Below are 15,420 nucleotides of genomic sequence, written 5' to 3'. Positions count from 1 at the left end.
CGGGGGACTAGCTTCGCATCCCCCGGTAGGTCTTGAACACTTGCCTTAAATGTAGTGATTTAACACTTAGACTGGTCAACTAGGCTCTTGCAAGCACCCACTATATCGGTACTCCGATTAGTGGTGGGTGGTTGACTTTTCTTTAGTTGTTTATTTATACTTTCAGCATACTAAGTACAGAAGAACCATTTAGATACTTACCAGAGTTGCGATCGCAGAGTGCAGAATATAAGTTCAATGCCTGAAATCCTTTCCATAGTTAGTTTGGAGAAAATGCCAAGATTTTCAAACTAAGGAGCGGAATGTAGGCTGAAAAGGTCGTTCTGCTCTCAATCATTTTGCAAAACAACCTTAATTAATAATTACTAGCTCTTTCAGCATTTATAAAGGAGCTTCTTTAATTAACTTCTTGATTGCACCAGATAGACTGACTCCCCACTTGATTGCAAGTTGACGTAATTTTTCTTTTTCTGTCTCGTCCAAATCTACAGGTAAGGATTTATCTTTTTCAGTCATAATATACCTTATTCAGAATATTTTCAATTTTAAATATCACATATTGAGTTAAAGTAATCAAGTAGTTGAAACCATAAAGTCGTAATTCGATCAGTCCATAAACTGCCATAATCACCCAGGGCTATTTCATTCTAAACATAAAGGCTGTATGGTAAAATGCAGGACTAAAAATGAAATACATCTAGTACCGTGAGCCAACCAGCAATAATTGAAGCTTTTGTTAAGCTTCAAGACCCCCGTCGCCGAGCTAGACAATTTACAAGCGCGTATACTGGGAATGTGCAATGTGCCGTGCGTTACAGAAATTAGGATTAAGCGGAGTACCCAAGCGGGGACTCTTAGAGTCCTAAATTTAAGATTAGATTATTGGAAAAAGGTCAAACATATAAAGCCAGAAAACTTAGTATTTTTGGATGAAACTGGTGTCCTACTTTTCTACCAAATTGATGAGCTTACCCTGCAAATCGGGTTGCTCCCCTTAAAAACGAGGAGCTACATTATTTGGTTGAGCCGGAGTAACTTCTGGTTGAGAAATATCAGGAGATGGAGTTGCTGAGTTTGGAAGGTTTTTAGGTTTAGGAATAAGAGTGATTTTTCGGCGAATGGGTTTTAGCTGACCGTATTTATCTTCTACCAAAATTCCTAATTCTATGGGTAGGACTGTAATAGTCTCAGAACCTATAGCCTTTACTTGTTTATCAGAATGCAACAGAGTAACTATGACATCCTGTGGATCTGCTTTGACTTTCCAGCTAAGAGTTACTGTTGTACCTTCATCTAGATATTGCGTTGATTGCTGATTGCCGTTAATTCCGAAGAATTCAATTTCAAAAGCTTTAGATGTAACATTAATATTAATTGGATTAGAAGGCTTGATATTTTGTGGACTCTGAAAAGGAGATTTACTACTAACTTTTAGTAGAATAGTATATTTTCCTGGTGTACTGCCTACCATAGATATAGGTACATTTTTGCAAGTTAATTTATTCCTATTTTGGCATTGCTTTTGAAGTTCAGGAGGAATTTCTTTGCTAAAATCAAACTTACCTACAGTAACTAATGTTCCATTTTCTTGTTTGTTGATAATCTCCAGGTTTGCTAACTGTTCTGCATTAATAATTTCCCAACTTAAATTTACTTTTTGACCTTTTTCATACTGAGGTTTATCTGATTTAAAAGAATCGTTGATTACTTCTGGCACTGGCAATAATTTTATTTCTATTGGGGGTGTAATTTTTTCATCTACTTTATTGTTTCGGTTCTTATAGGCTTCTAGTGTAAATATATATTTACCTGGTTGTTTAGCCGCTGTTATAAAATTATTGCAAGTCAGAATATCATTTTGTATTTGACATATTTTACCGTTGTTTAATTCTTTAATTGTATATATATATTCTTTTGGTTCGATGTTTTCTCCTGTAAAAGATAATTTTAAGTTTTCTAATTGTTTAATATTACTTACTTGCCAATTAAAGCTAATATTATTACCTTCTTGATAACTAGAACTTGTTGGTTGAAAAAAATCTATTTTTGCAGGTTCTGGATGTAATATTCGCCAAATTATAAATACACTTCCTCCCAAGACTCCTAAGATTAGCAATAATAATAGTAAAAATTGCCACCAAGGACGGGCTTTCCAAATGAAAGTACCTTGAGGTAATTTATCAGGTAGAGGTAATTGCTTTTGATCTTTAATCTCAACTTGAAAATTGATAAATAATCCCGAACCTAGCCAGGGTTGTCTCCAGGAACTAATGGGTTCCACTATTAAATTGATATCTGCACTTTTTGTAGGTAGCAATCTGACTTTTAATGGTTCAAATTTATAGTTGCATAGCTCTTCCTCATCTTGAGTCTTGGCATCTAGAACTATTTCCCGTTCAGTATTTCCTCGATTGGTTAATTTCACATAGTATTTGCCAGCAGTACGACTAGCTTTTCCTAAAATAGTATTTAATTCTACATCTAAGTCATAAATTTCTGGTATTCTAAAATAAACCAAATCTAATAGTATTAAATCTGGTCGATTTTGAGAAGATAATTGAATTGTTGGTGGATATGTCCCTGCAAAAGTATTCGCCGGAGGATGAATCTCTAGTAATATTTCGCCTTGGGAATAGTCATTTAATTCTAATCCATTTTCTTGTGCAAGTATCCCTACACCTTCATAACCAGTTCTTGGATAACGGATTGTAAACCAAGTATCATCCAAATCTGCACAAGTTAAACGGAAACGGTCTACTTGTTGGCAACGATTGTTAATTGTTGCCGTTAACAACAAAGGTTGACCGGGTTTATAAATTAATGGATTGTTGGGGTTAGTTGCAGGTTTTATAGTAAAGGTGGGGTCATCTCCTCCACGTCTTACAGTTTGCTCTTTAATTAAAACCTGAATTTGTAAAGGGAATGAGATAGGTGTTTCTTGGGGATAATCTTCAGGAGCATCGACAATTATTCTACAATCATACGTCCCTGCTGGGGTATTAGGAGGAATTTGAAACTCAAAAGAAACTTCATAACTTGCTTGTGAAGGTAGTGTAAGACATTCCTGTAAAGGATTATTTGAGATATTTAATAAGTTTTGAAATGCTTCATCAAAATAGACATAAATTTGAGCATCTTTGTAGCCTTGGTTGGTGATACTTGCATATAGTTGTAGGTGATCACCTGGCATACCCATTAAAATATCAGGAGGATTAATAATAACTTTTAGTACGCTGGTAAATTGATTTTGCATTCCATTAATTTCCTGATTCAAATAAGGGTTTTAATTGTGGTTTACATTTTTTACCGCTTGGCGTTGGTTGACATTGCTCACCTCCAATAATAGCCATATTTTCTCGACTATTAATATCAATGCTGTAAATAGGGTATCCTGTATTAGCAATTATTTTTCCTTTAACTGCTTCAGTACTTCGTTTACCTTCAGGGGTTAATGTCCAAACTATTACTTGTCCATCATCACCAGCACTTATAAGCTTTTTCCCATCACTAGAAATAGCTATACTACGAACTGCTTGTTTTCCAATCTGCCAACGATCGCTTACGCAGTCTTTTTGATAAAATGGTTGCTCTGGGTTTGGTTTAATAGCACTTTGGCATTTATAATCCAAGATTGTAATATATCCTTGTGAGTCAGATATTGCTAGGAATTTGGTTGCAGGTATAAATACAACACTCCAGACTCTATCATTGTCTCCATAACTACTATTATTATCTGCTACGTAAAATTTACCTTGGCTCAACTTAAGTTGAACTAAATCAGCTTCAGTAATCTGATACTTGCTTAGAGGAAAAGTCTTAAGTTTGTCTAAATCTAATAAAACTAGTGAATTATGATTTCCGGCGACAGCTAAAATCTGATCATCATCGCTCAAAGCCATCGAATAGACATCATAATCGACATTAATAATTCTTTCTGGTGTTTGTTTAAACTCTTCTGTCGGAGAATTTCTCGACCATACAAGTACCTTACGATTGGGATGACCGCTAATTAAATATTTTTTATCATTTTGAGTAAATACTAAGTCAAATACTTTGTCAGTATTACCAACAAAATTTGTAACTTTTAATTCAGCTTCTTTTTGGCGTTTTGCGAGATCCCATATTTGAATAACGCTATTTTTCATCCCCGCAGCAACACGATTGTTTTTATGTGGATCGAATCTTAATGAAAATACCTCTCCACCTGTTTCTCCCAAAACTCCTTTTGGTTTTTGAGGTTCATCATCTCCTTGTGCTTTTAAGTCTAAGTCGCTATCATTAATTCGCCAATGCCTAATTGTGCTATCATTTGAGCCACTAACAGCAGAAAGAGAATCTGCACTAAAACGAACTACATTAATTGAGTCTGTATGTGCAACTAACTCCGCTGGAAATAGTAAAGAAACTAATAATCCCAACAAGGCAATTAAAGCTAATTGCAACCAGAGAGGAAAAATAGGTAAAACTTTTAATTCTAAAGCTTGCGTTGTGGGGTCTGTACCACCTAATCTTTGGTCTGATAATATGGCTTTCAAATCAAAACTTAAAGTTTTGACCCACCCAACCCAAGGACGTTTTGTTTTAACCTCTAATTTTAGTTTACTGCTTTCCCCTATTGGTAATTCAGCATATTCAGGAAATAACCTAGAAGTGCATTGACGGTGGTCTTTACCTTGTAATTGTATACCTACCTGCTGTTGAAGATTACTAACATTCTTAAATAGTAATTCAAAATTTGCATAATTAGATTTCCAGTCTGGAATCCACCAACCTCGACGAGGAATAGTTTGTTGTTGAGGTGTTGCTTGAAATTGAATAAAACCTATTGGTAAAACTTCTAAAATACCTTGGGGACTATGAGAAAAACCATGTTGACTTGTAGCTTCTATAGTGAAGGGATACTCTCGACTTAGTGCTTGGTTTGAGGATGGAGGTTGACACTGAAAAATAGTTTCTATTTGAGCATTTGGTTCTAACAATAACCGTCTTTCTGCTCCACCATTTAGCCAAGATGCTTCAATACCAGCAAAACGCAACACTACATCAACAGGTGTATGACTCCAGTTTTGCGATCGCACTACTATGTTTGCCGTATTGCGAGGATAAACTTGAAAGCGTTGTACTGGCAATTCCACACTCACAGATTTTAATCTTTCATCTGGCTCAATTCTCAGATACACCACAAGTGTGCGTTCTTGCCGTAACCAAGGAGACACAATTTTAATTCTCAGACTTGCGGTGCCAACAAATCTCGGTATTGGCGAGTCAAAAATTATAATTTGGAACTCCGTAATGCTCCCTGGTGGTTTTGCCGCAGAAATTTCTGGAGAAAGACGATACCATTGATTCCCCAAATTCGGATTAGTACCTGCTGGTATCACTTCGAGTTTAAAATCGGCATGTTGCTCACTGTCATTAATGACAGTAACTTTAAAGATAACTGGCTGACTAGCAGGTCGAAATGTGTGGTTTTGGGGAGAAACACTAGCATTTATAAAATTTTGTTCCATACAGAAAGTATTTTTTTGTGTCAAAGGTGACATCAGGCAACAATGCATTCATCTATATAATATTTAATTTCCATGCTTTATTTCTATAGTAAATATTATTTTGAGCAAAAATATATAGTAATTTGTCTGTATTGGTAATTTCAGCACAATAAATAGGTTAAACAACAGATGAGAGTGCTACTGGGATGGGAAATAGGAGGAGGGCAAGGACACCTACACTTACTTGCTGCGATCGCTCAAAAATTAAAAGAATATGAAATTGAACCAGTTTTTGCGTTGCAGAACCCTGGAATTAGAGGTTTAAGTCTTCCTGGTAAGATATTACAGGCTCCTCAAGCAACAATGCGTTTTCTTGATGACAAATACGACGATAAATCTTATTTATTCAGCGACATACTATATATATTTGGTTTCAGTACGCCTTTGTTGTTCAGTTTCCATTTCCGAGCGTGGAGAAATTTAATCAATTTTGTGCAACCATCTTTAGTTGTGGCTGATTTTGCTCCCGCTTTGGTATTAGCAGCAAAGGGGGTAGTTCCTACAGTTGTAGTGGGGAATGGGTTTTGTATTCCACCACCGGTTGTCAGCTTCCCGCCAATTCGCCCTGGAACAGTTCCAGAGGAAGCTTTTATTCGTCAAGCAAAAGTTGCTGAAACAGTTAGACAAGTTACTGGTTTTGGTGATCCGCTGGGTAAATTACTCAATGGCGATCGCGCTTTTATTTTTTCCATTCCAGAATTAGATTTATATATAAACACACGCACCCAAGCAGAATATGTGGGTATTCACTCTGCGCCATTTACACCAAATCTTGGTAACGCAAATGGAAAATTCTGGGCATATTTAGCCTCCGATTGGCAAAACTATTCGCTGGTGGTAGAGACTCTCAAAGCAGAATGTATTTTTGATGATTTAAGAACAGTTCTCAATGGTAAATCTTTAGCAATACATCATGCTGGATTTATTACATCTAGTGCTTGCTTGTTAGCTGGAATTCCCCAAATGCTTTTTCCCACAGACATGGAGAAATGGCATACTGCCAAAGCGCTATTGAATTTAGGAGTTGCAATTTCTCCCGAACCTCTTACTCAAGAGAATTTACTAAATTCTCTATCTAGGTTATTGGAAATTACTCATCATGCCCAACAGCAAGCAGAAAAATTTGCGTATTGGAACCAAAATTTTTTAGATGTAGTTGTACAGGGTTGTCTGAAATTCACAAATTAACAATAATCATCAAATCATCTAATTACTTATGTTTGTAAAGAGTCTTCAGCTAATTGCCGAAAAATTACAATAGGAATTGCCCAACTTAAAGGTTCCATTTGCTCAAACATTGCTTGTGACGGTTTGCTGCCATCAGCAAATGTAAATACCTCAATCCCTTGTATGGGATATTTTAACCTTCCGTTGATACCAATAAGTTCCCCTTTACTATTTAAAACTGGGCCTCCACTCATCCCAACTTGAACATCATTAGTATAACCTAAACTATAACCATTAGGCAGGGATTGATTTTTTAGTACCATCGATACTTTACCTTCTGTAAACCGAAAAGCTTTTGTTCCCCAACTGCGTGTATCTTCGATTTCATCTTGATTAACTGTGTGATAATTAGGAAACCCCGCCGCAAACACAGGAGCATCCCTTGTCAGTAAGTTTGAGTTTCCTAATTTTACGACTTGATAATCAATTTGACTGTCAAATTGAACTAAAGCCAAATCATTTGTTTTAGGATTGCTAATAGGTTTCAATCGTGCTGTGTGAATTTTGCCATCAGATGCAAGAATGCTATATTGACCACCTTTATCCACATCTAGAACATGCTGACAAGTTAATACCGTATAAGTTTTACCTTTACGTGCCACAATAACTCCAGAACCAGAACCAGACTTGGCTAAAATTCTCACTGTGACTTGTCTGGCAATTTCAGCGACTGGTAAATTATCATTTTGCGGGGTTGGGGCATTGCTATAAATAATAGATTTATTAACGTCTAGCAAGGTTTTATTGCCTATCTTACCCATGTACTTTGATGCACAGGACTGTAGAAATATACTTGTCAAAACTAGACTTATAGAAATGCAAATGGTTGAAGTTCGTCTCACATCTGTTAAATTTTTAGAAACATAAATTTTAGAGCATCAATATTTTTTGCAAACATTGTCATTTTATCAATGGCAACAGTTTTTTTTCCCAGAGTTATGCTCTTTGCAAGCTTTTATGCTATACCGCCAAAAAACAAATTATAGAGATATGATTATTGGAGCGCAAATTAAGCATAATGTCGTTAAAATATTATAACCAACTCTAAAAAAATGCAAGCATACAAAAAAATAAGGATGCTAAGAGTTCTGAAAAATCAGCTGCTAGCACCTTTAAAACATCAGTCTTAATGCCATTTATTTTTCTTTATTTAAGATTTAAAACAGCCTCTACCTCTGTTATCCATTAAGGTTGAATTTTTGGTGTGGAGACAGGTTGTGATGTTGTAGACTAAGGAGTTGATTCACTATCTGTTACATCTAGTTCAGGTGTGGCTTTTTGAGTTGCACCTGATTTAAAAGCGGCATCAATTTGTTTTCCAAATCCAGCGATAGTTCTATGATCGGGAACATCTCTGCTTAGATATGTTCCTGTACCGTTAACACTAAAGTTTTTCAACTGTTCGATTATTGCACGCTCTTGACCGAATTCTGATTTATTTAAAGTCAATATCAAATTTTCATCGTTGCAGTGTTCCTCTGTCGTGCGGATATAGCATATTACTGGATTACGATTTAATTTTCCATGAGTTAGCTTAAGGAAACTCAAAGAATTATTGCCCGTTGTACTCGTTGTAGTCAATGCTTTATTAAAACGTCGAGCTACAATTGCACAGCGATCTTTTGGTGTAAATTTACTCCCAAAAGAAGTATCATTCCACGTAATCATTGCCCCTGTTTGGGCATTACCTCTGCGAGCAACTGTGGCGAAGCCAGAACCATTGCGAATACAGTGAAAAGTGGTTTTTTCAGTGTTCCCAGAACGCTGAGTTTGCGAAAATACTTGTTCGCTGGTTACAGTTAGAAAACTTGCGATCGCCAGAACAGATGTGAATAATCTAGTGCCTGTAGTCTTTTTCATGGTATTGTTTGGTATTCTCGAAATCAAGTAAAACAACTTTCATTCTCTAAACATAGAGTACTTAAGTATGACTGTGAAGATTCCTTTTTAGTTTCTTCTGGCTTAACTACACAAGTGCGATCGCTAATTCCAGCATTACATCAAATTTTTTAACATTGCTCAATTCAGGTTCCAGCCTAATCTATGGGTTCTGCTTTGCAGTACGACAACACCAAAGGTGAACCCCCCAAGGTCCCTACTCTACAGAAACTGCAAGCCGAACATCGAAGTTACGAAATTAAATTCATCAGTGAAATCAGCAACACCGATTTTTTATGATAATGTAACATATTTAAATAAATCTACAGATTTTTTTTTGAAAATCAATGACGAACGCGTTCCTTAAAAAGATACATTTACAAGTTTAAGGCAAAAAACAGTCATAATTGCGCTACTAAAACCAAAAATACTGTACAATCTTTCCAAACAGGAAGTTGCCGCTAAGTAAGTTGCAAAGATTTAGTAATTTTACCTAAGTCAGATTTTGATAGCTAATACAGGTGCATCCAGATCTGAATTTGCTCTTACTTATTATGTTGGTATTGCTTGATGCTCAGTTGAATTTAAATGTACTTAAACTACAGCGAACATTAACTGTAATAGAATAATTGACTTATGAACCAGCCCAACCGAAGCAAGTATGTAGATAGGTTCAGTCTCAATATTTTTTTGATTTTATCAAAGATAAATATACAAGAACCATTAGAATTAGTTAGAAGAATTTTGCAATGGTTAGCTTTAGTTCCTTTAGCTGGGGTTTTACTGGCGGAGCAAGTTCAAGCACAATCCGTCATCCCAGCTAATGATGGCACGGGTACTGTTGTTGCACCTAATGGTAATCAAATTAATATTACAGGTGGTCAACTATCGCGAGATAATGCTAATCTTTTCCATAGTTTTACTCAATTTGGACTCAATGCTGACCAAATAGCAACTTTTTTATCAACACCGGGAATTCAAAATATTCTTGGTCGGGTTGTTGGTGGTGCTCCTTCAATAATTAACGGTCAAATTCAGGTGATCGGAAGTAACGCCAACTTATTTTTGATGAACCCCGCAGGTATTATTTTCGGTGCAAATGCCAGCTTAAATGTACCTGGTTCCTTTACTGCAACTACGGCTAATGGTATTGCTTTTGGTTCTAATTGGTTTAATGCTTCTGGAAATAATAATTATGCCGATTTAATTGGTAATCCTGGAATTTTTAGCTTTGCTATGAGTCAACCAGGGACAATATTTAATGCCGGAAATTTAACAGTTGGCACAGGACAAAATTTAACTTTATTGAGTGGTACTATTACCAATACAGGTTCATTAGCTGCGCCGGAAGGACAAATTATTGTTTCTGCCGTACCTGGTGAAAACTTGGTGCGTTTGAGTCAGCCGGGAAGCCCTTTAAGTTTAGAAATTAAACCCATAAATTCCAGCATTTCCCAGGCAAATAATTGGAATTTGCCAATATTATCTTTGCCTCATCTGTTGACATCTGGTGGTGGTTTGAATGCCAATAAATTAACAGTGAATAGCGATGGAAAAGTCGCTTTATTAGGTTCTGGTATCTCTGTAGAAAATGGTGATGTCGTTGCTGGAAATATCACAGCAGAAACGGCATTAATTGAAGCTAATCGCAATTTAACAGGAGTAGAAAGTCAACTCCAAACAACAGGAGATTTAAATTTATTAGCTGGAAATACTGTCCAAATCAGAGATACTGTCACCAATCCTTTTATTGCCAAAGCTGGCGGAAACCTGTTGATTCAGGGGAACCAAGGTATTGATATTTTGGCTTTAAATCATCCAGATCCAGCATTTCAAAGTAGTGGTAATTTAACTTTGATGAGCGAAGGTGTGATTTCTGGGGATGCTCATTTTGCCAGTGGGGGTCAATTTTCTATTCTTAATTTAGCGGGAAATCCGGGGAACTTTATCAGTCTTTATGACCCTATAATTAGGTCAAATGGCGATGTTACTTTTGGTAACTATACTGGCGCATCATTAAAAGTGGAAAGTGCTGGGAATATTAATGCTGGGAATATTACGATTAATAGTTCAGATGCTAATATCCCGAGTTCTGATCCAGACGCGACACTATTAACAACTAGTGCCACATTGATTTTACGGGCTGGTTTAGCTTCCGTGAGCGGTTCGTCAACATTTCCTTTCACACAAGGTGGGACAAATTTCACCTCTGCTTCAGCTTCACCAGAAGGAAGTATTAGAACTGGTAGCATTACTACTTTAGGTGGATTTTATAGTAGCCCTATAAATGGCCCTGTAATTTTATCTGCCAAAGGCAATATTGAAACAAGTGATATTACAACTGCTTCTGCTTACGGTGGTGCTTCAGTAACCCTTAATACCACCGCAGGTGACATTACAACAGATAACATTACAACTGCTTCTGGTTACGGTGGTGGTTCAGTAACCCTTAATGCCACCGCAGGTGACATTACAACAGATAACATTACAACCTCTGGCGGTTCTTTTGGGAATCCTGGAAATATTAATGCTACAGGTCGTAATATTCAAATCGGAAACGTTGATGCTACAGAGATTAATGAATCTTCTGCTGGGCAGAATGCCATTGTAGGTGGTTCGCTCAATGTTAATGCTACAGGTAGTATAGCTACAGGCGATATCAATACTTCTTACAGCGCTAATGCAGGTTCTAGTGCTGGTGGTGGTGCAGTAACTTTAAAGGCAGGAGAGAACATCAGTACGGGTGCAATTAACTCCTCTGGATCTAATTCTAGCTCTAATCTCTCTCAAGACGTTGTATTAGCAGCCAGAGGGGGAAAAGTGGATATAGAGGCTGGGGGAAATGTTAGTACGCGTAATATTAGTACCTCCGCAACTTATATAGTACCTCCTCCATCACCTCCTAGGGATAGTGAAGCAGGTTCAGTTACAATCAAAGCAGGCAACAGTATCAATGTACAAGATATTACAGCCTCTGCTACTGATCCTATAGGTGCTAGGGGTGGTTTGATACAATTAACTGCAACTAAGAGTGATATTATAACAGGTGCGATCAATACCTCTACATTGATCAATCTATCTAATAATATCCCTCCTATTGAAGCTAGAGGTGGTGCAGTCAACTTGACCGCAGGAGGTAATATTAGCTTTGGGACTGTTAATACTGGCGCAATAAACTTAAAGGCAAATAACCAGAATGCGGCAATTGTTGGTGGTAATGTAAATATGATTGCCAACGGGGTTGTCCTAGGAAGAAGTGTAATCACTGTCCAAGAAGGAATTCCTGGTAATACAACTATATTTACCAGAGGGACAACCCCAGGAAACATCATAATTAAACATAACGGTGGTGCAAATAACGTGCCATTTATTGTCGGTGACACAACAACTAACGGTACAATTGGAGCAATTGACGCAGGAGCAAATTCGCGAATTGAACCAAGTCCAAATTCTTCGTTCCCAGTATTACCAAATGGTGGAAATGCAAGCGGTACGCCAAACGCTATTACTATTACATCCGTCAATAGCCCACCAACACTAACGGTAAATCCAATTTTAAATGGTGTTAAACAAAACACACCGTTTCCTTTCACCTTGGCAAATTTAAATTTATCAGTCAGTGATGTTGACGGTGATAACACTTCTTTGCAAATTGATGCGATTACTGCGGGAATTCTGAAAAAAAATGGAGTAGAAGTAGTTCCAAAAACTGCAAATGCAACTATTACTTCTCAAGATAATCTTGAATATACTCCACCACAAGGCTTTTCTGGCAATATTAGTCCCTTTAGCATTCGTGTAGGTGATGGGGTATCATTCTCAACACCGCAAACAATTGGATTTAATGTTGCACCAACTCCACCACAATTACCACCACCACAATTACCACCACCACAATTACCACCACCACAATTACCACCACCACAATTACCACCACCAGAAGTCACAGACCAACCGCAGAAAGACATACCACCATCTGTCAAACCAGAAATCCCAACTGTTGATGTAACTTTACCGCCAAAACTTGACATAGCTGTGGAAGGTATAGATGATAGATTTGCCACTCAATTTGAGAACTTTTTCGCTGTACCGCCAGGGGAACGTCGTCGTGTAACTTTTGGAGAAACCCAGACTATTCTTCGCCAAATTGAGAAAGCGACGGGAGTTAAACCAGCAATTATTTATATAAGTTTTATTCCTTCTGGAATAGATAACAAAGTCCTCTCAACTCCACAAGATAGCGACCAATTAGATTTATTGATTGTTACTTCTAAGGGAGACCCTATCCACAAGACAATTTCCACTGCCAAGCGTAATGATGTACTAAATCTAGCCACAAATCTGGAAGCTGCATTAGAAGATCCCAACAATGGAGAAGACTTATACTTACCGCCAGCGCAGGAACTTTATCAATTGCTTATCGCACCTTTAAAAGAGGAGTTGAACAAAAAAGGGATAAATAATCTGCTGTTTATCGCTGATGAGGGTTTGCGCTCCTTACCTTTTGCAGCACTCCACGATGGCAAACAATTTTTGGTAGAAAACTACAGTGTTGGATTTACTCCCGCGTTGAGTATCACCGATACTCGCTATGTTAATATTCGCAACTTGCAGGTTTTGGCAATGGGAGCATCGAAATTTCAACAGCTCCCCTCTTTACCTGCTGTTCCTGAAGAATTATCTATTGTTGCCAAGGATATTTGGAAAGGAAAATTTTTCCTCAACCAAAATTTTACTTTAAAAAATCTTAAATCAATTCGCAGTTCTCAACCTTTTGGGATTATTCACCTCGCAACACATGGAGAGTTTGAGAAAGGCGCACCTGATAATTCTTTTGTTCAATTTTGGGATAACAAATTGAAGTTATCGCAAATGCGGGATTTAGGATTAAATAATCCGACTGTCGAATTATTGGTTCTCAGCGCTTGTCGTACTGCGTTAGGTGATAGAGATGCTGAATTAGGGTTTGGTGGATTTGCTTATATAGCAGGGGTGAAAACTGCGCTGGCATCTTTGTGGCAAGTAAGTGACTCTGGAACCTTGGCGCTGATGACTGAGTTCTACAAAAATCTGAAAACTGCACCAACAAAATCAGAAGCACTGCGACAAGCACAGCTAGCGATGATTAAAGGTCAAGTCACTATAGAAAATGGTCAAATGCGTACCTCAGTAAGAAGCGTGGCATTACCTCCAGAATCGCCAGAATCAAAAGAAACTAAGGACTTAAAACATCCTTTTTACTGGTCAGCGTTTACTATGATTGGTAATCCTTGGTAAAAAGAGGAAAAGTGGCAATTTATTCAAAGATTCCCGATTGCTTGAAGAAATCGGGAATCTAATACAAGTACCAGCCTTTTTACCGAGTCATCCGTGCCGAGAAAGCCCCTAAATTCTATTTATGGGGGCTAGGCGCGGGCGATTTTAATCGCCGTGATACTATCTCTTGTGATATAATTACGTTAGTGTATTTAACGTAACGATGCTGGTATTTGAGGTAAAGCTTGAGGGAACAGAACAGCAATATCAATTGCTGAACGAAGCCATTCGTACTGCTCGTTTTGTTCGCAATGCAAGTCTTAGATAGTGGATGGATAATCGAGGTATTGGTAGATACGAGTTGAGCGCTTATTGCGCTGTACTTGCTGCTGATGAAAACTTCCCTTGGGTGGACAAACTTAACTCTATGGCTCGACAAGCTTCTGCTGAAAGAGCGTGGAGTGCAATTGCTAGATTTTTCGACAATTGCAAGAAAAACAAGCCTGGGAAAAAGGGTTATCCACGGTTCAAGAAAGAACAGACGCACGGGAGCGTTGAGTACAAGACAAGCGGATGGAAACTTTCTGCTAACCGTAAATACATCACTTTTTCGGATGGCTTTCAAGCAGGAACTTTTAAGCTGTGGGGAACTCGCGATCTCCATTTTTATCAGTTGAAGCAGCTGAAGCGAATTCGCGTTGTGCGTCGTGCAGATGGTTATTATTGCCAGTTTTGCATCGACCAGGAACGAATAGAAAAACGAGAGCCAACTAATAAAACAGTTGGCTTGGATGTTGGCTTAAACTACTTTCTGACCGATAGCGATGGGAATCAAGTGGAGAATCCCAGGCATTTGAGAAAGTCGGAAAAATCGCTTAAACGATTGCAACGTCGTTTCTCTAAAACCAAAAAAGGTTCTCAGAACAGGGCTAAGTTTAGAAATAAATTAGCCCGTAAGCACCTCAAGGTAAGTCGCCAGCGTAAAGACTTTGCTGTAAAGACAGCAAGGTGCGTAGTGATGTCTAACGATATTGTGGCGTATGAAGACTTGAAGGTGCGAAATATGGTGAGTAACCGTCACTTAGCCAAGTCAATTAGTGACGCAGCGTGGACTCAATTCCGGCAATGGGTTGAATATTTTGGCAAAGTGTTTGGCGTGGCAACTGTTGCAGTTCCACCCCATAACACGAGTCAAAATTGTTCTAATTGTGGTCAGGTTGTCAAAAAATCTCTTAAGCTGTTATGTATACAACTTGCACAATCAGGGCGGGCAAGATGCCCACCCCACAACCATGTTGAAAAAATATTAGTGCAAATTAAAGGCGCAACAGCTTAGCACTAGAACTCATTCATGTCTCCATTGTGGAACGGTGTTAGACCGTGACCATAACGCAGCGCGAAACATACTTGAGATGGGACTCCGTACCGTGGGGCACACGGGAACGCGTTTTTCGTCTCTGGAGACATCGACCTCTGCATAGGTGGGGAAACTCCTCTGGGTAAGCCGAGT

Annotated in this window: 7 protein-coding genes and 1 pseudogene; 3 read left to right on the top strand and 5 right to left on the bottom strand. The window is 38.0% G+C overall.

Translation table 11 applies throughout. From position 1 onward, the window contains the following. Positions 1-381: 381 nt before the first annotated feature. From ACYTXL_RS23475 to ACYTXL_RS23465, 3 genes are all read right to left on the bottom strand, one after another. Positions 382-516: a ribbon-helix-helix protein, CopG family gene (locus tag ACYTXL_RS23475; protein WP_461926831.1), complete on the bottom strand. Its 135-nt coding sequence runs from the start codon at positions 514-516 to the stop codon at positions 382-384. Between the two features lie 478 nt (positions 517-994). Continuing rightward, positions 995-3,274 (bottom strand): COG1470 family protein, encoded by a 2,280-nt coding sequence (locus ACYTXL_RS23470; protein ID WP_461926830.1) that lies wholly within the window; start codon positions 3,272-3,274, stop codon positions 995-997. Further along, complete coding sequence (locus tag ACYTXL_RS23465; RefSeq protein WP_461926829.1) at positions 3,258-5,510, bottom strand: hypothetical protein; 2,253 nt, start codon at positions 5,508-5,510, stop codon at positions 3,258-3,260. Before ACYTXL_RS23465 ends, ACYTXL_RS23470 begins: the two co-directional genes overlap by 17 nt. 168 nt (positions 5,511-5,678) lie before the next feature. Here ACYTXL_RS23465 and ACYTXL_RS23460 point away from each other — a divergent pair, with 168 nt between their 5' ends. Further along, positions 5,679-6,737 (top strand): hypothetical protein, encoded by a 1,059-nt coding sequence (locus tag ACYTXL_RS23460; protein WP_461926828.1) that lies wholly within the window; start codon positions 5,679-5,681, stop codon positions 6,735-6,737. A gap of 26 nt (positions 6,738-6,763) precedes the next feature. Here ACYTXL_RS23460 and ACYTXL_RS23455 read toward each other — a convergent pair whose 3' ends face one another. After that, positions 6,764-7,537, bottom strand: a complete 774-nt coding sequence (locus ACYTXL_RS23455) for a S1 family peptidase (protein ID WP_461926827.1) — start codon at positions 7,535-7,537, stop codon at positions 6,764-6,766. 469 nt (positions 7,538-8,006) lie between these two features. After that, positions 8,007-8,636, bottom strand: a complete 630-nt coding sequence (locus ACYTXL_RS23450; RefSeq protein WP_461926826.1) for a COP23 domain-containing protein — start codon at positions 8,634-8,636, stop codon at positions 8,007-8,009. A gap of 654 nt (positions 8,637-9,290) precedes the next feature. Between ACYTXL_RS23450 and ACYTXL_RS23445 the strand changes: the two genes are divergently transcribed. Both ACYTXL_RS23445 and ACYTXL_RS23440 read left to right on the top strand, forming a co-directional pair. Further along, the gene (locus ACYTXL_RS23445) at positions 9,291-13,931 is read left to right on the top strand and encodes a CHAT domain-containing protein (RefSeq protein ID WP_461926825.1); all 4,641 of its coding nucleotides are present in this window, start codon (positions 9,291-9,293) and stop codon (positions 13,929-13,931) included. A gap of 202 nt (positions 13,932-14,133) precedes the next feature. Next, positions 14,134-15,420: pseudogene (locus ACYTXL_RS23440) on the top strand (RNA-guided endonuclease InsQ/TnpB family protein); the annotation flags it as partial.

It is taken from the genome of Nostoc sp. (genome assembly GCF_054880495.1).
This window is presented reverse-complemented; position numbering and strand designations above follow the sequence as displayed.

Excerpts from the sequence above, each read along its gene's own strand:
- ACYTXL_RS23475 (WP_461926831.1), bottom strand. The coding sequence starts at position 516 with ATGACTGAAAAAGATAAATCCTTACCTGTAGATTTGGACGAGACAGAA.
- ACYTXL_RS23465 (WP_461926829.1), bottom strand. The coding sequence starts at position 5,510 with ATGGAACAAAATTTTATAAATGCTAGTGTTTCTCCCCAAAACCACACA.
- ACYTXL_RS23460 (WP_461926828.1), top strand. The coding sequence starts at position 5,679 with ATGAGAGTGCTACTGGGATGGGAAATAGGAGGAGGGCAAGGACACCTA.
- ACYTXL_RS23455 (WP_461926827.1), bottom strand. The coding sequence starts at position 7,537 with ATGGGTAAGATAGGCAATAAAACCTTGCTAGACGTTAATAAATCTATT.
- ACYTXL_RS23450 (WP_461926826.1), bottom strand. The coding sequence starts at position 8,636 with ATGAAAAAGACTACAGGCACTAGATTATTCACATCTGTTCTGGCGATC.
- ACYTXL_RS23445 (WP_461926825.1), top strand. The coding sequence starts at position 9,291 with ATGAACCAGCCCAACCGAAGCAAGTATGTAGATAGGTTCAGTCTCAAT.